An 18,688-nucleotide genomic window follows, 5' to 3' on the forward strand; every position below is an offset into this window, starting at 1 on the left:
GAGTGTCACTCGCCCGAGAGCAGCGCGACCGGGTCGAGGGTCTCGTCGCCCTTGGACCAGTTGCACGGGCACAGCTCGTCGGTCTGCAGCGCGTCGAGGACCCGCAGGACCTCCTTGGGGTTACGGCCGACGGAACCGGCGGTCACCATGGTGAACTGGATCTCGTTGTTCTGGTCGACGATGAAGACGGCGCGCTGCGCGAAGCCGTCCTCGCCCTCGATGCCCAGGTCGCGCATGAGCTCGTGCTTGGAGTCGGCGAGCATGGGGAAGGGCAGGTCGGTCAGGTCCGGGTGGTCCTTGCGCCAGGCGTGGTGCACGAACTCGGAGTCGCCGGAGAAGCCGAGGATCTGCGCGTCACGGTCGGCGAACTCGTCGTTCAGCTTGCCGAAGGCGGCGATCTCGGTGGGGCACACGAAGGTGAAGTCCTTGGGCCACGCGAAGACGATCTTCCACTTGCCCTCGTAGGTCTTGTGGTTGATCTGCTCGAACTCCGCGCCCTGCTCCAGCGAAACGCAGGCGGTCAGGTCGAACTCGGGGAACTTGTCACCGACAGTGAGCACGTACTCTCCTTGTTGCGCAGAAAGTCCCTTTTGAGGTCTTTCTTTGAGGCTTGGACGGGTCTCACAGTGCCACAGGAGGCATTGATCAGTGAAATAGCTAGACTGGTTGATGTTGATCGGAGGTGGTTATCAGTGGCGTCACCGGCGAGTGGGAGCGCCCGGGCCCGCCAGCCCAGCCTGGCCCAGCTGCGGGCGTTCGCGGCGGTGGCCGAGCATCTGCATTTCCGCGAGGCGGCGGCCGAGATCGGGATGAGCCAGCCCGCGCTGTCCGGGGCGGTCTCCGCGCTGGAGGAGACCCTCGGGGTGCAGCTGCTGGAGCGTACGACGCGCAAGGTGCTGCTGTCGCCCGCGGGGGAGCGGGTGGCCGCGCGGGCCCGTGCGGTCCTGGAGGCCGTCGGGGATCTGCTGGAGGAGGCGGAGGCGGCCCGCGCGCCGTTCACGGGGGTGCTGCGGCTCGGCGTCATCCCGACCGTCGCGCCGTATCTGCTGCCGGCCGTGCTGCGGCTGGTCCACGACACCTATCCCGATCTGGACCTCCAGGTGCACGAGGAGCAGACCGCCTCCCTCCTGGAGGGCCTGGCCCAGGGGCGGCTCGACCTGCTGCTGCTCGCCGTGCCCCTCGGCCTGCCCCAGATCACCGAACTCCCGCTGTTCGACGAGGACTTCGTCCTGGTCGCCCCCAAGGAGCACTGGCTCGGCGGCCGCGGCGACATCCCGCGCCAGGCGCTCCAGGAGCTGGACCTGCTGCTGCTCGACGAGGGGCACTGCCTGCGCGACCAGGCCCTGGACATCTGCCGGGAGGCCGGCCGGGACGAGAACACCCCCGTGACGACCAGCGCGGCGGGCCTGTCCACGCTGGTGCAGCTGGTGGCCGGCGGCCTCGGGGTGACCCTGCTGCCGCGCACCGCGCTGCGGGTCGAGACCGGCCGCAACGACCAGCTCACCACCGGCTACTTCGCGGATCCGGCGCCCTCGCGGACCATCGCGCTGGCCATGCGCGCGGGCGCGGCGCGGCAGGAGGAGTTCGGGGAGTTCGCCCGGGCGCTGCGCGGCGCGCTGCGCGGACTGCCGGTGCGGATAGCGAAGGACTGAGCGCCCCGCGCGTCACGCCGCCGCGGGGCGGGTGTACGTCAAGAAGGCCGCGCCGCTCTGCAGGAGGGTGTGCTCGGTCAGCTCCCAGCCGCGCGGGTCGAAGGCGGTGTCGGGGGAGAAGAGCGGGATGCCGCGGCCGACGGTGAGCGGGCTCAGCTTGAGGAGCAGCTGGTCGATCTCCGGGTAGAGCACGCCGGCCAGTTCGCTGCCGCCCAGCAGCCAGATGTCCTTGCCGGGCGCGGCCTTGAGCGCGCGGACCGTCGCCACCGGGTCGTCGGCGACCAGCTCCACCGCCGGGTCCGGGCTCTGCGCCATGGTCCGGGAGAAGACCAGGTGCCGCAGATGGGGGTAGGCGTCGGTCAGTCCGGCCTTGAGGCCGATCTCGTAGCTGCGCCGGCCCTCCAGGACGGTGTCGAAGCGGATGTTGTCCGCGCTGATGCCGAGCGCCGACCGGGCGTGCGCGGGCAGGATCTCGGGGAGTTCGGCGGCCAGGTGCCCGAGGTAGTCCTCGGGGACCGTCCAGAAGCCGTCCGGGCCGGTGGGGTCCGCGCCGTCGGGCCCGGCGATGAAGCCGTCGAGCGTGGACGCGATGCAGTAGACGAGCCTGCGCATGAAGGGTCCCCCTGGGGCAGTTGGTGGGCACTGCGGTGCCGGAAATGATCTCGCAGTTTCACTCCGTACGCAGCCCATCCGGGCGCATCAGCCGCCACAGCGCCGGCGCCGGGCCCGGGCCCGGCACCACGCTCGACGATGGAGTGGGCCGGGCCCGAGCCGATCAGCGGCAGGGTGCGGACGGCGCCGGCGAACAGCCCCGTGCGGATGCCGGAGAGCCGCGCGTCATGCGGATCGTCGGCCGCGGAGATCTCGCGCGGTGCCGGGGTCGTCCGTAGGCCTTGGACAGCCCCTCCGCCGCGAGGTGGGGGCACCTCTCGGCGGAGCCGGTGGAGGATCCCTCCGGCGTCAACCGCGGACCGTCTCCGCGAGCTTGTCCAGCCGGGTGGCGGTCAACTCCAGCCAGCGCAGGTCGGCTTCGAGGTGGAACAGCGCGTGGTCGCAGATCAGCTGGTCGGCGAGGTCGCCGGTGTGCTTGCGCTCGGTCAGCCCGCGCATCAGCCGCAGATGCTCGGTGCGCTGGGAGTCCAGGAGTTCGGTGGCGTCGCGCCCGGTCAGCAGCGCCATGACGACCTTGGTGTGGAGCACCGACTGGAGGTAGGGCTCGGGCTTCTCCGGGCGGGCCAGCCACTGGGTGACATCGGTGATCCCGGCGTCCGTGATCGCGTACCGCTTGCGCTCCGGACCGGCGCCGGCCTCCACCCCGTCCACCTCGACCAGGCCGTTCTTCAGCAGCCGGGACAGGGTGGCGTAGACCTGCCCGTAGTGCAGCGGCCGGTCCTGGCCGAAGCGTGCGTCGAAGGCCCGCTTGAGGTCGTAGCCGTGGCGGGGACCGGACTCCAGGAGGCCCAGCAGCGTGTGACCGATTGCCATGCCGGCCAGCTTACGCGGGGGTGTTCCGCCTGTGTATACATGTGGGGTATACGCAGGGCGCGGGCCGGCTACCCGTCGCCCGGATCCTTCGGCGGACGCCCCCGGCGGGGGATCCCCCCCGTTCCCCGGGGCAGTCGCCCCGCGTCCGACAGCGCCTTGCGCAGCAGGAATTCGATCTGCGCGTTGGCGCTGCGCAGCTCGTCGCCGGCCCACCGGGTCAGCGCGTCGTGGACCGCCGGGTCCAGCCGCAGCAGCATCTGCTTGCGCTGCGGCCGCCGCGCGGGCGGCGGCACGCCCGCCGCGCCGGACTCCTCGGGGGTGCCGGTGCTCATGCCGCAGCCTCCCTTCCGCCGGCCGCGCCGGCCGGCACGCGCCGTGCCGCGGCCGCCCCCCGGCCCGGGGCCGGGGAGGGCCGCACGCCGTGCCCGCTCACTGGTAGAGGGAGCCCGTGTTCAGGACCGGCTGGGCGGCCCGGTCGCCGCACAGCACCACCATCAGATTGCTGACCATGGCCGCCTTCCGCTCCTCGTCCAGCTCGACGATGCCCTGCTGGCTGATCCGGTCCAGCGCCTGCTCGACCATGCCCACCGCACCCTCGACGATCTGCTGGCGGGCCGCGACCACCGCGCCGGCCTGCTGCCGCTGGAGCATCGCGGAGGCGATCTCGGGGGCGTAGGCGAGGTGGCTGAAGCGGGACTCGATGATCCGTACGCCGGCGGCCTGGACCCGGACCGTCAGCTCCAGGGCGAGCTTCTCGGTGATCTCCTCGGCGTTGCCGCGCAGCGACAGGGCGTCCTCGTCGTGCGCGTCATAGGGGTACTCGATGGCGATGTGCCGCACGGCCGCCTCGGTCTGGGTGGCCACGAACTCCAGGAAGTCGTCGACCTCGAAGAGCGCCTGGGCGGTGTCCTCGACCTGCCAGACCACGATCGAGGCCAGCTCGATCGGGTTGCCGTAGGCGTCGTTGACCTTCAGGACCGCGGTCTCGTGGTTGCGCACCCGGGTGGAGATCCGGCGGGCGGTGGTCAGCGGGTTGACCCAGCGCAGCCCGTCGGTGCGGATGGTGCCGACGTAGCGCCCGAAGAGCTGGATGACCCGGGCCTCGCCGGGCGCGACCATCTTCACGCCGGTCATGCAGAAGAGCGAGCCGAGCAGTATCAGGACACCCGCGACGACTATCGGCGCGACGGCCGCGCCGTGGCCGCCGGAGCCGAGGACCGAGCCGATGGAGATCGCGGCGATGCCCAGCGCGACGCCGAGCACGGTCAGCAGCAGGGCGACGCCGCCCGGGATGCTGTGCGCCGTGACCTCGCGGACCTGCGGGCTGGGCATCTCGGGAGCGTCGACGGCCGGTGCGCCGTCGGGGCCGGTGCCGCGGCCGGCCGGTGTCTGATCGGACATGGGAATCCCCGTTTCTGCGGATGCGGTACGTGATGTCTGCCGCATCAAGCGATGTCACTTGCCTAGCAAAGTGATAGCACTTTAGCCCTGGCGCCGCCGGGGTGTCCAGTGGTCCGAGGGAGCCCGGCCTGCGGCAAGACCCCAGGTGGGAGACGGCCGATGCAGAACACCCACCCAAAGGTTCCGTCTGTCCCAGTGCTGTTTGTCACGTCGGGAAAAGCCTTGATCGATGAGTATTTGTGAAGAGATGCGGTGTTAGCTTCAACAGCTGAATTAGCTGGGGGCGGAACGACTGGAGTTGCTGAAGCGATGGGCCGAGCGGAAGCGAGACGGGCGCGGCAGGGGAGCGCCCGCCGCGCCAAACGTACGGAGAAGAAGTCCGGCATACGCCGCTTCTTCACCTGGAAGAAGATCCTCGGAGCCTTCCTCGGGATGTGCCTGCTGGGCATCCTCGGCTTCGTCGGGCTGTACCTGTACGTGGACGTGCCGACCGACGGCAACGCGGACGCCAAGCTCCAGAGCAACGTCTACAAGTACTCCGACGGCAAGGTCATGGCGCGCGTGGGCCGTCTCAACCGTGAGAACGTGCCGCTCAGCCGGATACCCAAGGACGTCCAGCGCAGCTTCGTCGCTGCCGAGAACAAGACCTTCTACCAGGACTCCGGCGTCGACCTGAAGGGCACCCTGCGCGGCATCTTCAACACGCTGCGGGGACAGGGCAAGCAGGGTGGCTCGACGATCACCCAGCAGTACGTCAAGAACTACTACCTGAGCCAGGAGCAGACGGTCAGCCGCAAGCTCCAGGAGATCGTCATCTCGCTCAAGGTGGACAACAAGCTGGGCAAGGACAAGATCCTCGCCGGCTACATCAACACCAGCTACTACGGGCGCGGCGCCTACGGCATCCAGGCCGCGGCCCAGGCGTACTACCGCAAGGACGTCGACAAGCTCACCGTCTCGGAGGGCGCCTACCTGGCCTCGCTGCTCCAGGCGCCGAACCAGTACGACTGGACCCTGGCGAGCAAGGCCGGCAAGGAGCGGGTCAAGCAGCGCTGGGCCTACACGCTCAACAACATGGTCGAGATGCACTGGCTCTCCCCGCAGGACCGGGCCAAGCAGACGTTCCAGATACCCAAGGACCCCAAGCCGCTGCCCGGACTCAGCGGCCAGGCCAGCTATCTGGTGACCGAGGCGAAGAAGGAGCTCTTCGCCCAGGGCGTCGACGAGAAGCAGTTCGAGGCCGGCGGCTGGACGGTCACCCTCGGCATCGACCGCAAGAAGCAGAAGGACCTGGAGCAGGCCGTCAAGCGCAAGCTCACCGACGACCTGAACCCCAAGACCCGCAAGGTCGACGCGGACGCCCAGCTCGGCGCCACCTCGGTGGACCCCAAGACCGGCCACATCGTGGCGATGTACGGCGGCGCGGGCTACCCGAAGCACTACACGAACAACGCCACCCGCGCCGACTACCAGCCGGCCTCGACGTTCAAGCCGCTGATCCTCGCCTCCGCGATGGAGAACAACGCGACCACCCAGAGCGGCGTGCCGATCACCCCCAACACCGTGTACGACGGCCACAACCGCCGTCCGGTCGTCGGCGGCGACATCCCCTTCGCGCCGCCCAACGAGGACGAGGCGCAGTACGGCAACATCAACGTCCAGACGGCGACGAACAACTCCGTCAACGCCGTCTTCGCGCAGATGGGCCAGGACGTCGGTCTGGACAACGTCAAGAAGACCGCGGTCAGCCTGGGCCTGGACGGCTCCAGGATGGACGTCAAGCCGGCCATGACGCTGGGCACCATGGGCGCCAGCCCGCTCCAGATGGCCGGGGCCTACGCCACCCTCGACAACCACGGCAAGAAGGTCACCCCGACGCTGGTCACCGAGGCCACCCACAGCGTCAACGGCGCGGAGACCAAGCTCCCGCTCAAGAAGCCGATCGGTGACCAGGTGCTGTCGCGGAAGACCGCCGACACCCTCACCTCCGTGCTGACCGGCGTGGTCAACGACGGCACCGCCTCGCAGGCCGTGAAGAACACCGCCTACAGCGCGGCCGGCAAGACCGGCACCTCCGACGACAACAAGTCGGCCTGGTTCGTGGGCTACACGCCCAAGCTGGTCACCGCGGTCGGCATGTTCGGCGAGTCGCCCAAGGGCGGCGCCCAGGTCACCCTCAAGGGCGCCGGCGGCGGCGGCCGCGTCAACGGCGGCGGCTACCCGGCCCGGGTGTGGGCGGACTACACCCAGGCCGCGCTGAACGGCAGCACCGGCCCGGACTTCGACCTGGACACCACCTTCGGTGCCGGGGTCGCTCCGACGCCCAGCCCGACGCCCAGCGACACCCCGTCGAGCAGCCCCTCGCCGAGCGACAAGCCGAGCAAGTCGCCCTCGCCCACGCCGTCGAAGCCGAGCGGCCCGCCGAGCCCCTCCCAGAGCGGACGCCCCTCGGGCGGCCCGTCCACCCCGACGGGCGGCACCAGCTCGGGCCCGCCCAACGGCGGGACGCAGGGCGGCGACGCCGGCGGCGACACCGCGGGCGCCGGCACCGAGGGCACCGGCGGCAACAAACCCAACAGCCTGCCCGGCTTCAACTAGCCGGCCCGGCAGGCACGACGAAGCGACACGAGCCGAGGGGCGCCCGGAGGACCGGGCGCCCCTCGTCCGCGTGCGGCGGGCCGTCGGCCGCCGCCGTGCTCAGCCGCCGTTGAACTTCTTGACGATCCGGTCGCCGAGGTTCTTGTCGACGTTGCGCCAGTACTGGAACGCGCGCTCCAGGACCGGCTTGGAGACGTCCTCGGAGAGGTGGCCGGCGACGTTGTTCACCAGCCGGTCGCGGGCCGCGTCGTCGAGGACCTGGCGGACCATCGTGCCGGGCTGGACGAAGTCGTCGTCGTCCCGCCGCGGCCGGGTGGCCTCGCGCACCATCTCGCCCGCCGTCGCCCAGCCCGCCGGGTCGCCGAACTGCCCGGTGTCGGCCGCCGGCCCGCCGTAGGAGTTGGGGGCGTACGGCCGGGCCACCCGGGCGGGCTCGTAGCGCATCGGGCCGTCCTTGGCGTACGAGCGGACCGGGACGTGCGGCCGGTTGGGCGGCAGCTGGAGGTAGTTCGGGCCGATCCGGTACCGGTGGGTGTCCGGGTAGGAGAACAGCCGGCCCAGCAGCATCTTGTCGGGCGAGGGGCCGATGCCCGGCACCATGTTGGACGGCTCGAAGGCCGCCTGCTCGATGTGGATGAAGAAATCTTCCGGGTTCCTGTTGAGCGTCATCCGCCCGACCTCGATCAGCGGGTAGTCGCCGTGCGGCCACACCTTGGTCAGGTCGAACGGGTTGAAGCGGTAGTCCGGCGCGTCGTCGAACGGCATGACCTGGACGTACAGCGTCCACGACGGGGCGTCCCCGCCGTCGATGGCGCGGTAGAGGTCGCGGCGGTGGTAGTCGGCGTCCTCGCCCGCGAGCCGGTCGGCGTCCTCCTGGGTGAGGAAGTCGATGCCCTGGTCCGTCTTGAAGTGGTACTTGATCCAGAACTTCTCGCCGCCGGCGTTGATCCACATGTAGGTGTGGGAGCCGTAGCCGTTCATGTGGCGGTAGGTCTTGGGGATGCCGCGGTCGCCCATCAGCCAGGTGACCTGGTGGGCCGACTCCGGCGACAGCGTCCAGAAGTCCCACTGCATGTCGTGGTCGCGCAGCCCGCTGCCCGGCTGGCGCTTCTGGGAGCGGATGAAGTCCTGGAACTTGATCGTGTCCCGGACGAAGAAGACCGGGGTGTTGTTGCCGACCAGGTCGTAGTTGCCGTGCTCGGTGTAGAACTTCAGCGCGAAGCCGCGGGGGTCGCGCCAGGTGTCGGGGGAGCCCTGCTCGCCCGCGACGGTCGAGAAGCGCGCCAGCATCTCGGTCGTCTTTCCGGGCTGGAAGAGGTCCGCCTTGGTGAACTGGCTGACGTCGTTGGTGACCTCGAAGGTGCCGTAGGCGCCGCTGCCTTTGGCGTGCACCACCCGCTCGGGGACCCGTTCGCGGTTGAACTGGGCCATCTTCTCGATCAGGTAGTGGTCCTGGAGCAGGATCGGGCCGTCCGGACCGACGGTCAGCGAATGCTCGTCGCTCTCGACCGGAATGCCGGCGTTGTTCGTGGTGTGCGGGACGTGTGCGGAGCTGGTCATGGAGGAGCGCCTCCTGGGTCGACGACGGGGAGTAGAGGGTCGGTCAGTCCCGTATTGGGCCGGTCAGTCCCTTACGCCCACCCAAGCAGTCAACTCCCCGGACGGCATGTCGGCAAGAGTTGGACCCCGTCCGATCTCAGACGGGGTCCAACATGTGGGATGCGGCGCCGGCGCCCCGCGCGGCGTCAGCGCTGCTGCGCCCCCGGCGGCATGCTCAGCTCGAACCAGACGACCTTTCCCATGCTCAGACGGGTCGCGCCCCAGCGCCGCGCCATCCGGTTGACGAGGTAGAGGCCCCGCCCGCCCTCGTCCGACGGCCGGGCCTGGCGCAGCCGCGGCAGCTGCGGGACGTCGTCCCCGACCTCGCAGCGCAGTACGTCCGTTCGCAGCAACCGCAGCGTGATCGGCCGCTCCGCGTACCGCACCGCATTGGTCACCACCTCGCTGACCAGCAGCTCCAGCTGGTCGGTCAGCTCGTCCAGGCCCCAGCGCGCCAGCGCCCGCCGGGCCAGCCGGCGGGCCTGCCCGGCCGTCTGCGCCTTCGGGTCCAGATACCAGTAGGCGACATCGCTCGGCGCGATCCCGTCGAAGCGGGCCGCCAGCAGCGCGATGTCGTCGTCGCGGTCGCCGGGGCCCAGCATGTCGAGGACCTCGTCGCACATCGGCTCCAGCGGCGGCGGATTGGGACCCGTCAGCCGGGCCGTCTCCGCCAGCCGCTCCCGCAGCTGCTCGATGCCGGTCCACACGTCCCGGATCCGCGACTCGACCAGCCCGTCCGTGTAGAGGACCAGCGTGGCGCCCGCCGGGGCGTCCAGCTCCACCGCCTCGAAGTCCACCCCGCCGACGCCGATCGGCGCGCCCGACGGCACCCGCAGCACCTCGGCGCGCCCGCCGCGGTGCAGCATCACCGGCGGCGGATGGCCCGCGTTGGCGATGGTGATGCGGTGCGCGACCGGGTCGTAGACCGCGTACATGCAGGTCGCCATGCGGTCCGTGCCCAGCCGCTGGGCCTGCTCGTCGAGGTGGTGCAGCACCTCCTGCGGCGGCAGGTCCAGCCCCGCCAGGGTCTGCGCGGTGGTGCGCAGCTGGCCCATGATCGCGGCCGAGGTCATCGAGTGCCCCATGACGTCGCCGACGACCAGCGCCACCCGGCTGCCCGGCAGCGGGATCGCGTCGTACCAGTCGCCGCCCACCCGCGCCGTCTCGGCGGCCGGCAGATAGCGGCTGGCCAGCCGGACGCCGGTGGGCTGCGGCAGCGAGTCCGGCAGCATCGTGCGCTGCAGCGCGTCGGCGATGTAGGCCTCGCGGCCGTAGAGCACCGCCTTGTCCACGCCCAGCGCGGTGTGCGTCGCCAGCTGCGCCGCCACCAGCAGGTCGTCCGGCTCGAACGCGGGCCGGTCCGGGCGGCGCAGGAACACCGCCGCGCCGATCACTCGCCGGCGCCCGCGCAGCGGCGCCAGGATCACCCGGTGGCCGCCGGGCAGCCGCGGGTCCGGCCCCAGCAGCTCCGGCAGCGCCGTCCGCGCCGCCTGGGCCTCGCCGAACAGCGGCCGCACGCCCCGCAGCACCTCGGCCAGCGGGCCGCCGGGCTGCACCTCGGCCAGCTCCGCCGCGCTGCCGCCCATCGCCGGGCCCAGATCGGGCTGGGCCGGCAGCATCGGCAGCCGGCCGCCGTTGGTGTCCGGCTCCTCCGGGATCCGGTCGGTGCGGCGCAGCCGCAGCACCACCGGGCCGGTCGGGCGCTCGTCGCCCACCGGCAGCGGATCGCGCAGATACACCAGGATCGCGTCGGCGAAGGTCGGGACCGTCGCCCGGCACAGGCCGAGCACGATCTCGTCGAGGTCTATGCCGCGGGCGATCCGCCGGGTCGCCGCGCCGATGAACCGCAGCCGGTCCCCGCCGGCCTGCCGGGCCGCCGCCACCTCGCCGCTCTCGCCCGGATGCGCCGAACGGGCCGGCGGCGGTCCCGCAGGTCCCACCGGAGCCTGCCCAGCGGCCGCCCGCGACGCCTCGGCATGCGGGGCCGCGGGGACCGCGGACCGCCCGTCGTGCGGCGGCGCCTGCTCCGGCACCGTCCCGCCCGGCTCGCCCTCACGCGGCCACGGCCGCTCGCCGTCCGGAGCGCCGCCCGCCCGCGGGCGCCCGACGCCCTCGCCGCCGTGCCGCGGATGCGGCTCGTGCCGGGGGTCCTCCTCCGGGCCGGACGCCTCGGCGCGGCCCATCGCGCCCCGCGCCACCCGCTGCCCGGCCCGGGTCGCCTCGCGGCCCCCGTCCGCCGCGCCGCCCGGCCGTCCGCTCGCCGACATCGGCACCTCCCCGTACGCGTCGCCATACGCCTCCCCGTACGGGATCGAGGCGTCCGGTGCGACGGCCCGGCCGTCGCGGTGTCCGGTGGCACGCCCACCGGTGTGGCCGGCGGCGCCGTCCGCGTCCGCCGAAGGGTCCCGCCGTGCCGCGCCGTGGTCCGCGGCCGGCTCGTCGTCGAAGCGGCCGCCCGGCGTGCCCGCCGACGCCGTGACGGCGGCACCGGCGAGGCCTATGTCGTCACCGCCGCGCACCGCGAACCCGCTGCCGGGCACCGGGGCGAACCCCGGCGCGGCCGGCCGGTGCAGGGCGCTGCGCGGGTCGGGGACCGCGCCGAGCGGCGCCGTGCCGGCCGGCCCGCGGGCAGGGGACAGCGAGGGCGCGGCGGCCGGGGCCGGCTGCCGCGGTTCGTGGGAGGTGGGGTGCTCCGTCACGCGTGGGATTCCATCCGTCCGGGGCTGTGCGCCGAACGCGCCGCGTCACGGGCGTGCCGCCTGTGCGGCCGCGCCCGGCGCGCCGCGTCTCAGGCGCGTCGCAGGTGCAGAAAGAGCTGGATCTCGGGTGGTACGTCCGTACTCGCCGGGGCGTATGCGTAGGCGTCCTCCCCGACGACGTCGAAACCCGCGTCGTGCACGACCCGGCGCAGGTCGTCCCGCAGGTAACCCGATACCCGGATCGAGTTGCCCAGGAACGGAATCGTGAAGTCGTCCACATCCGCCTCGACCATCGACAGGGCCAGCAGCCCCTCGGGACGTAGCAGATCATGCAGCAGGCCCAGTGCGTAAGGGATTTCGGCACGGGGCAGCATCAGAAGCGAGAAATAGACGGCGGCACCGTCGAACGAGCCGGGGCCGCCGAGCCGGCCGCCGCGCAGGTCGGCGATGTCCAGCCGGTGGAATTCGGCGCCCGGGACGTGCTCCCGGGCCAGTGCGATCATCGAGGGGGAAAGATCGATACCCACCACGCGGTGCCCGGCCTCCGAGAGCTGACGGGCGGTCGGCAGGCCCGTGCCGCACCCCAGATCCAGGATGCGCGAGCCGGGCGGCAGCGCCTCGGACAGCCAGGCGCCCGAGGCGAGCTGGCCCTCCTTGTGCGGGAAGGCCTCGTCGTACCGGTCGCCGATCGCGTCGAACGCCTCGGCCTGGCCGGCCCGGTCCAGTGCTAACCGGTTCAGGCCCTCGTATCCGTCGTAGCTCGTCGCGCTCACGACCTCGCTCCTCCTGCGACCGCGGTCAAGTTCGTTTTCCAGTTCTGGAGTTGCGCCTGTGCAGTCTTGCGGAGGACGATCCTACGTTTGACGGCCGGGGGCGCAGCAAGGGGGCTCGGCCCCGCTCCGCGCCCCGCGTGGAACAGCTTTGCCCATAGGCGCACCTTTCCACGGTTCGCCCCCTTCACTCCCGTCGGTTCACTTCACTCCCTTACGACCGCAAACGATCCGGCGCGCGGTCCCACTCCTCCGGGAGCGCCGGGATCCGCCAGGACGGGTCGGGCCGCCAGTCCTCCCAGCCGTCGGAGTAGGGGCCGCGCCAGGCCGTGATCTGCGCGATCGCGGCCCGGCCCGCCGATCTGACCTCGGCGGCCCGCGCCTTCGTCATCAGCCCGTCCCGCTGCGCCTGGGCGAACTCGTCCTCGTCGCGCCACTCCCAGTGCCGGTCCGGATAGACGCAGATGTCGAGGAAGTGGTCCTCGGAGTCAATGCCGCCCGACCAACGGCGGCGCGGCTCCTCCAGGTTGACGTACCAGTTCTTGAACTGCCAGCCGCGCTCCCAGAACAGCCACACCGACCAGGGGTCGCCGGGCCGGGCCAGCTTCAGCACGCCGGTGCCGAACCACTGGTCGCGGGTGGTGCGGCGGGGCTTGGTGTAGCGGGTGGACAGCGGCTCGCGGTGCACCGGCGTGCCGTCGGCGAGCACCGGCTTGATGCACGGGGTGCCGGGCGCCATCCACACCGCCAGCAGCTCCGCGGTGTCCTGCACGACGGTCATCGGACGGCAGATGTGGAACCGGCGGGCGTCGGCGTTGTCGCGATAGCGCCACAGGACGTGGTCCCCGGGCGCCCAGCGGCCCGCGTCCGCCGCGCCGTTCGCCCGCCGCGCCCGGGGCGTCCCGCGCCCGCCGGCCGTCCCCGCCCCGCCCTCCGCCGTGTCCACCGTGTCCGCTGTCATGCGCAGATCTTAGAGGCGCCGCATGACGCGCGCCGTGACCTGAGCCGCACCATGCGTGACGGGCGGGTAACGTGTGCCGCCAGGTCTGCCGTGTGCAACGACACCGCTTACGTCTGCGCCGGCCGGGTCATCCGCAGGACGTCCAGCGCCTCGTCCAGCTGCTCCTCGCTCAGCAGCCCCCGCTCGATGTAGCCGCCCTCCAGGACCACCTGACGGATGGTCTTCCGCTCGGCCAGCGACGCCTTCGCGACCTTGGCGGCCTCCTCGTAGCCCAGGTAGCGGTTGAGCGGGGTGACGACCGACGGCGACGACTCGGCGTACTCCCGGGCGCGATCGACGTGCGCGGTGATCCCGTCGATGGTGCGGTCCGCCAGCAGCCGCGAGACATTGGCCAGCAGCCGCACCGACTCCAGCACGTTCTTCGCGATCACCGGCAGCATCACGTTCAGCTCGAAGTTGCCGGCCGCCCCGGCCGCCGCCACCGTCGCGTCATTGCCGGTGACCTGCGCGGCGACCATCAACACCGCCTCGGGGACCACCGGGTTGACCTTCCCCGGCATGATCGACGAGCCCGGCTGGAGGTCCGGCAGCGAGATCTCCGCGAGGCCGGTCCGCGGGCCGGACGCCATCCACCGCAGATCATTGGCGATCTTCGTCAGCCCGACCCCGATCGTCCGCAGCTGCCCGCTGGTCTCCACGATCCCGTCGCGCGCCCCCTGCGCCTCGAAGTGGTCGCGCGCCTCGGTCAGCGGCAGCCCGGTCGCCCGCGCCACCTCGGCGATCACCGCGGCCGGGAAGCCGGGCGGGGTGTTGATGCCGGTGCCCACCGCCGTGCCGCCCAGCGGGAGTTCGGCCAGCCGCGGCAGCGAGGCCCGCAGCCGCTCGATGCCGTACCGCACCTGCGCCGCGTAGCCGCCGAACTCCTGGCCCAGCGTCACCGGTGTGGCGTCCATCAGATGCGTCCGCCCCGACTTCACGACCTCGGTGAACTCCTCGGCCTTGCGCTCCAGCGCCTCCGCGAGATGCTCCAGCGCCGGAATCAGGTCGTTCAGCACCGCGGAGGTCGCCGCGATGTGGATCGAGGACGGGAAGACGTCGTTGGACGACTGGCTGGCGTTGACGTGGTCGTTCGGGTGCACCTCGCGGCCCAGCCGCTCGCTCGCCAGCGTCGCGATGACCTCGTTGGCGTTCATGTTCGACGAGGTCCCGGACCCGGTCTGGAACACGTCGACGGGGAAGTGCTCGTCCCACTGCCCCGCGGCGACGGCCGCGGCCGCCTCCTGGACGGCCCCGGCGATGTCCTTGTCCAGCACGCCCAGCTCGCCGTTGACCAGGGCGGCGGCGCCCTTGATCCGGGCCAGCGCCTCGATGTGCGCCCGCTCCAGCCGCTGCCCGGAGACCGGGAAGTTCTCCACCGCCCGCTGGGTCTGCGCCCGCCACTTGGCGTGCGCCGGCACCCGCACCTCGCCCATGGAGTCGTGCTCGGTCCTGAACCCGCCGGCACCACCGGCGTCGCTGTGATCGCTCATACCTATGTCAGTGCCCGCGAACGGCGATCTGTTCCCGGACACGCACGGAAGTCACCTGCCCGACGGGCATCCGCCGCGCCCCGTGCGACGTCCGGGGCGCGGCGGTGGCCTGCCGGGCCCTACGTGCCGTCGCCGCCTTGTGGGGAGGGCTCCCGAGGAGCTTCCGGGTGGCATCGGCCCGCCGTCGTGCTTCCCACCGTCCTGAGCGGTCGCCTCCTTGTCCCGGGGATGCCGGAAGGGGATTCCACGCCACCCTTCAGCGTCGGGAACGCGTGCGTGATACGTATCCACGGCAGCAGCGTTCATCCGCCCACCTCCTCTTACGTGCGGGTGGTTACGCAGCTGCGTGGTGCATTCCGCGACCCTCGACAAGTCGTCCCCGTCCTCAGCCTCTGCGCGCTGCTCGGCCGGCGCCATGCAGACATCGCGATTCTCGGTGGGCGTGGGCGGCGCGGGTGGAAGCGAAAGGTGCACAGGTAACTTCATCGTCGTACGTGCGTCGCTCATGGCGTCGCCTCCCCGGCTCGGCTGCTTGGTGAAAGCCATGATCCGGCGGGGAGCGGGATTCGCCTAGCCGCTTTCCTGTTCGCGCACGAACTCGTCTCTGATGCTCTCCAGCATTTCGCGCGCCTCGTCACCGGAAAGTGCCAAGGCTGCGAACCCCTCGAACTTGCGGGCATAGAGGGCGACGTCGCGGGGGTCGGTCACCAGCACTTCGGCGTGTACGGTCTCGACGGACACAGTACGGTCATCCCGGATGACAAAGGAGTGATTGGCGATGTCATGCTGACGCGCTGACAGGGGCACGATGCGGACATCCATATGGGACAGCCGCGAGAGAGACGCGATCCGATCGAGCTGCTCGGCCATCCTGGAAGCCGTCACGATGCGCCAGCGCAGTACAGGTTCCGTGATTACGAAATGAAATTCCTTGGCCGAGTCATGGAGGACCTGCTGACGTTCCCTGCGCGCGCTGACGGTCTTGGTGAGTACATCCTCGCCGAGGCTGTGGCGGGAGAGGACGGCCCTGATGTACTCCGGCGTTTGCAGGAGGCCGGGAACCAACGCCGGCTGGAAGAGCCGCAGCACTCTCATCTGGGCTTCCAGTGCCCTTGTCTGCCGCTGAGCCTTGTGCACGCCCATGCGGCGGATGAGGCGCCACGCTGTGGCTTCGGTTGCCGCTGCTCGGACGGCCTCCAGGTACTCTGCCTTGACCTCATCGGACACGCCGATGGCCGTGAGGATGCGCTCCACGTCAACGACCGACGGGGCGGCCTTCGCAGTCTCGATCTTGCTCAACTTGCTGGCGGACATGACGGCGCCGCGGGCGACGGCCTTGGCTTCCTTCCCGGAAGCTTGCCGTAGCGCCCGCAGTGCCGCCCCCAGTTCTTCTCTCTTCACTCGGCGTGCTCTGCCCACCATTCGGAGAACGGCTGGGCGCGAGCCATCGCCGAGTCGCGGTACGCGCGGAATTCCTCCGCCCGTTCCGAGGTGAGGATGTCAGCCCCGAGGAACGCTCCGTCCTCCGTATAGTTCAGGACCCCTGGTGTCAGGCCGTCCATCAACCAGAAATCCGGAACGCCCTCCAAGGGGTTCGGTCGACCGGTGATGTCGAGGATGAAGAACTCTTCACCGCCTGTCGCATTCTTTTGATAGCCCCATGCCAGTTCGAACCGCAGGTACGGGGTGAGGGGGCGAGAGACGATGTGCACCCGGTAGATCCGTTTGCCCTTGGTGGTGTGCGAGCGGAGTTCCGTCACCCATGCGTCGTTGTAGTCGGCCGGCTGGCGCTCCCCGGCAAGGAACGCCCGATAGGCGTCCACATTTCCCGACTTGCTGTAGTCGTCCAGGGTTTCCAGGCGGAAGGCCTCCTGCTCGAAGGTGTCGAACAGTTCGCTGAGGGTCTTAGGCGCCACGGAGCCCCTTCCGGATCAGATCGAAAAAGAGCTGCTCAGGGATCTCGACGACGGTTTCATGTGCGGGGAGATCGAGCTCGTGATCGCCCGGCGTCTCCCCCTGCACCAGCAGAGTTCCCCGGTCGGTGGCATAGATGGTCGGGCAGTCCTTCAAGTCGCAGGTGCTTACCAGCTTGGTGACCTTCACAGGAATTCCCTTCCCGGCCTTCAGCGTGTGTCACGGTCGATGCTGGCGAGCAACCGGCCAACGGCGCAAGGGTTTCCGGTTTCGGGAACAGGAAACCAGGCACTCCGGGCATGGGGCGGTACGGATTCGGGAGCGGAAGGCAACGAGAGAGCCCCCGGCGCACGCCGGGGGCTCTCTCGGAGGTGGTGGCTCAGTTGGCGGTGCGGACCGGGATGCTGGTGAACGTCGGGGCCGGGGCCGGGTCCTGGAAGAAGTCGTTGCCCTTGTCGTCGACGACGATGAAGGCCGGGAAGTCCTCGACCTCGATCCTCCAGACCGCTTCCATGCCGAGCTCCTCGTACTCCAGGACCTCGACCTTCTTGATGCAGTCCTGGGCGAGGCGGGCGGCCGGGCCGCCGATGGAGCCGAGGTAGAAGCCGCCGTGGGCGTGGCAGGCGTCGGTGACCTGCTGCGAGCGGTTGCCCTTGGCCAGCATCACCTTGGAGCCGCCGGCCGCCTGGAACTGCTCGACGTAGGCGTCCATCCGGCCGGCCGTGGTGGGGCCGAAGGAGCCGGACGCGTAGCCCTCGGGGGTCTTCGCCGGGCCCGCGTAGTAGACGGGGTGGTTCTTGAGGTACTCCGGCATCTCCTCGCCGGCGTCCAGGCGTTCCTTGATCTTCGCGTGGGCGATGTCGCGGGCGACGACCAGGGTGCCGGTGAGGGAGAGGCGGGTCTTGACCGGGTGCCGGGTCAGCTCGGCCAGGACGTCGTCCATGGGGCGGTTGAGGTCGATGGCGACCGCATCGAGGTCGGGGCCGGCGCCCTCGGTCAGCTCCTGGTGCGTCGTCTCCGGGAGGAAGCGCGCCGGGTCGGTCTCCAGCTGCTCCAGGAAGACGCCCTCGGCGGTGATCTTCGCGACGGCCTGGCGGTCGGCGGAGCAGGACACCGCGATGGCGACCGGGCAGGACGCGCCGTGGCGGGGCAGGCGGACCACGCGGACGTCGTGGCAGAAGTACTTGCCGCCGAACTGGGCGCCGATGCCGATCTTCTGCGTCAGCTCGAAGACCTTCTCCTCCAGCTCCTTGTCGCGGAAGCCGTGGCCGGTGGGCGAGCCCTCGGCGGGCAGCTCGTCGAGGTAGTGCGCGGAGGCGTACTTGGCGGTCTTCATCGCGTACTCGGCGGAGGTGCCGCCGACGACGATGGCGAGGTGGTACGGCGGGCAGGCCGCGGTGCCCAGCGAACGGATCTTCTGCTCCAGGAACTTCATCATGGAGGCCTCGTTGAGGACCGCCTTGGTCTCCTGGAAGAGGAAGGACTTGTTGGCGCTGCCGCCGCCCTTGGCCATGAAGAGGAACTTGTAGGCGCCGCCGTCGGTCGCGTACAGCTCGATCTGCGCCGGGAGGTTGGAGCCGGTGTTCTTCTCGTCCCACATCGTCAGCGGGGCCATCTGCGAGTACCGCAGGTTCAGCTGGGTGTAGGCGTCGTAGATGCCGCGGGAGAGGGCCTCCTCGTCGCCGCCCTCGGTCAGGACCTGCTGGCCGCGCTTGCCCATCACGATCGCGGTGCCGGTGTCCTGGCACATGGGCAGGACGCCCGCGGCGGCGATGTTGGCGTTCTTCAGCAGGTCGAGCGCCACGAAGCGGTCGTTGGCGCTGGCCTCGGGGTCGTCCAGGATCCTGCGGAGCTGGGCGAGGTGGGCCGGGCGCAGATAGTGCGAAATGTCGTGCATCGCCTCGGCGGCCAGCTTGCGCAGCGCCTCCGGCTCGACCTTGAGGAACGTCCGGCCGTCGGCCTCGAAGGTGCTCACGCCCTCCGCGGTGACGAGGCGGTACGGGGTGGTGTCCTCACCTACGGGGAGAAGGTCGGTGTAGGCGAATTCCGGCATCGAAGGTCATTCCTTACTCGGAGGGGT

16 protein-coding genes are annotated in these 18,688 nt (G+C 70.8%); 2 read left to right on the forward strand and 14 right to left on the reverse strand.

What is annotated here, in order from left to right; all coding sequences use genetic code 11:
* Positions 1 to 5: 5 nt before the first annotated feature.
* Positions 6 to 560, reverse strand: a complete 555-nt coding sequence (locus IEY78_RS10125; protein WP_189097296.1) for a peroxiredoxin — start codon at positions 558 to 560, stop codon at positions 6 to 8.
* A gap of 132 nt (positions 561 to 692) precedes the next feature.
* Between IEY78_RS10125 and IEY78_RS10130 the strand changes: the two genes are divergently transcribed.
* On the forward strand, positions 693 to 1,652 hold the full coding sequence (locus IEY78_RS10130) for a LysR substrate-binding domain-containing protein (protein WP_189097297.1): 960 nt from the start codon (positions 693 to 695) through the stop codon (positions 1,650 to 1,652).
* 12 nt (positions 1,653 to 1,664) lie between these two features.
* Here the strand turns inward: IEY78_RS10130 and IEY78_RS10135 are convergent, their stop codons facing one another.
* The 4 genes from IEY78_RS10135 to IEY78_RS10150 all read right to left on the reverse strand — a co-directional run bounded on the left by IEY78_RS10135 (position 1,665) and on the right by IEY78_RS10150 (position 4,538).
* Positions 1,665 to 2,264, reverse strand: coding sequence for a dihydrofolate reductase family protein (locus IEY78_RS10135; protein ID WP_189097298.1), 600 nt, complete (start codon positions 2,262 to 2,264; stop codon positions 1,665 to 1,667).
* Between the two features lie 348 nt (positions 2,265 to 2,612).
* Positions 2,613 to 3,137, reverse strand: a complete 525-nt coding sequence (locus IEY78_RS10140; RefSeq protein WP_189097299.1) for a PadR family transcriptional regulator — start codon at positions 3,135 to 3,137, stop codon at positions 2,613 to 2,615.
* Positions 3,138 to 3,205: 68 nt separating this feature from the next.
* Positions 3,206 to 3,469 (reverse strand): type II toxin-antitoxin system antitoxin, encoded by a 264-nt coding sequence (locus tag IEY78_RS10145; RefSeq protein ID WP_189097300.1) that lies wholly within the window; start codon positions 3,467 to 3,469, stop codon positions 3,206 to 3,208.
* Positions 3,470 to 3,566: 97 nt separating this feature from the next.
* Positions 3,567 to 4,538 carry an SPFH domain-containing protein gene (locus IEY78_RS10150; RefSeq protein ID WP_189097301.1) on the reverse strand — a complete coding sequence of 324 codons (972 nt, stop codon included), beginning with the start codon at positions 4,536 to 4,538 and terminating at the stop codon, positions 3,567 to 3,569.
* A 309-nt stretch (positions 4,539 to 4,847) separates the two neighbouring features.
* Between IEY78_RS10150 and IEY78_RS10155 the strand changes: the two genes are divergently transcribed.
* Positions 4,848 to 7,136 carry a transglycosylase domain-containing protein gene (locus IEY78_RS10155; RefSeq protein ID WP_189097302.1) on the forward strand — a complete coding sequence of 763 codons (2,289 nt, stop codon included), beginning with the start codon at positions 4,848 to 4,850 and terminating at the stop codon, positions 7,134 to 7,136.
* Between the two features lie 99 nt (positions 7,137 to 7,235).
* On the opposite strand, the gene IEY78_RS10160 is transcribed toward IEY78_RS10155, so the two are convergent.
* The 9 genes from IEY78_RS10160 to IEY78_RS10200 form a co-directional block, all read right to left on the reverse strand.
* Entirely contained in the window at positions 7,236 to 8,696 is a 1,461-nt protein-coding gene (locus IEY78_RS10160) for a catalase (RefSeq protein ID WP_189097303.1), read from the reverse strand.
* 185 nt (positions 8,697 to 8,881) lie between these two features.
* Positions 8,882 to 11,434, reverse strand: coding sequence for a SpoIIE family protein phosphatase (locus IEY78_RS10165; protein WP_189097304.1), 2,553 nt, complete (start codon positions 11,432 to 11,434; stop codon positions 8,882 to 8,884).
* Positions 11,435 to 11,523: 89 nt separating this feature from the next.
* Entirely contained in the window at positions 11,524 to 12,207 is a 684-nt protein-coding gene (locus tag IEY78_RS10170; protein WP_189097305.1) for a class I SAM-dependent DNA methyltransferase, read from the reverse strand.
* Positions 12,208 to 12,418: 211 nt separating this feature from the next.
* Positions 12,419 to 13,165: a cytidylyl-2-hydroxypropylphosphonate hydrolase gene (fomD, locus tag IEY78_RS10175; RefSeq protein WP_189097306.1), complete on the reverse strand. Its 747-nt coding sequence runs from the start codon at positions 13,163 to 13,165 to the stop codon at positions 12,419 to 12,421.
* A gap of 107 nt (positions 13,166 to 13,272) precedes the next feature.
* A complete protein-coding gene (locus IEY78_RS10180) occupies positions 13,273 to 14,694 on the reverse strand; it encodes a class II fumarate hydratase (RefSeq protein WP_189097307.1) in 1,422 nt (473 codons plus the stop codon).
* Positions 14,695 to 15,264: 570 nt separating this feature from the next.
* The gene (locus IEY78_RS10185) at positions 15,265 to 16,095 is read right to left on the reverse strand and encodes a helix-turn-helix domain-containing protein (protein WP_229699828.1); all 831 of its coding nucleotides are present in this window, start codon (positions 16,093 to 16,095) and stop codon (positions 15,265 to 15,267) included.
* Positions 16,092 to 16,610 (reverse strand): DUF6879 family protein, encoded by a 519-nt coding sequence (locus tag IEY78_RS10190; RefSeq protein WP_189097309.1) that lies wholly within the window; start codon positions 16,608 to 16,610, stop codon positions 16,092 to 16,094. Before IEY78_RS10190 ends, IEY78_RS10185 begins: the two co-directional genes overlap by 4 nt.
* Positions 16,600 to 16,797 carry a hypothetical protein gene (locus IEY78_RS10195; protein WP_189097310.1) on the reverse strand — a complete coding sequence of 66 codons (198 nt, stop codon included), beginning with the start codon at positions 16,795 to 16,797 and terminating at the stop codon, positions 16,600 to 16,602. Before IEY78_RS10195 ends, IEY78_RS10190 begins: the two co-directional genes overlap by 11 nt.
* 190 nt (positions 16,798 to 16,987) lie before the next feature.
* Positions 16,988 to 18,661, reverse strand: coding sequence for a fumarate hydratase (locus tag IEY78_RS10200; protein ID WP_189097311.1), 1,674 nt, complete (start codon positions 18,659 to 18,661; stop codon positions 16,988 to 16,990).
* Positions 18,662 to 18,688 lie beyond the last annotated feature (27 nt).

The sequence above is a fragment of the Streptomyces kronopolitis genome (genome assembly GCF_014646275.1).
GTDB lineage: Bacteria > Actinomycetota > Actinomycetes > Streptomycetales > Streptomycetaceae > Streptomyces > Streptomyces kronopolitis.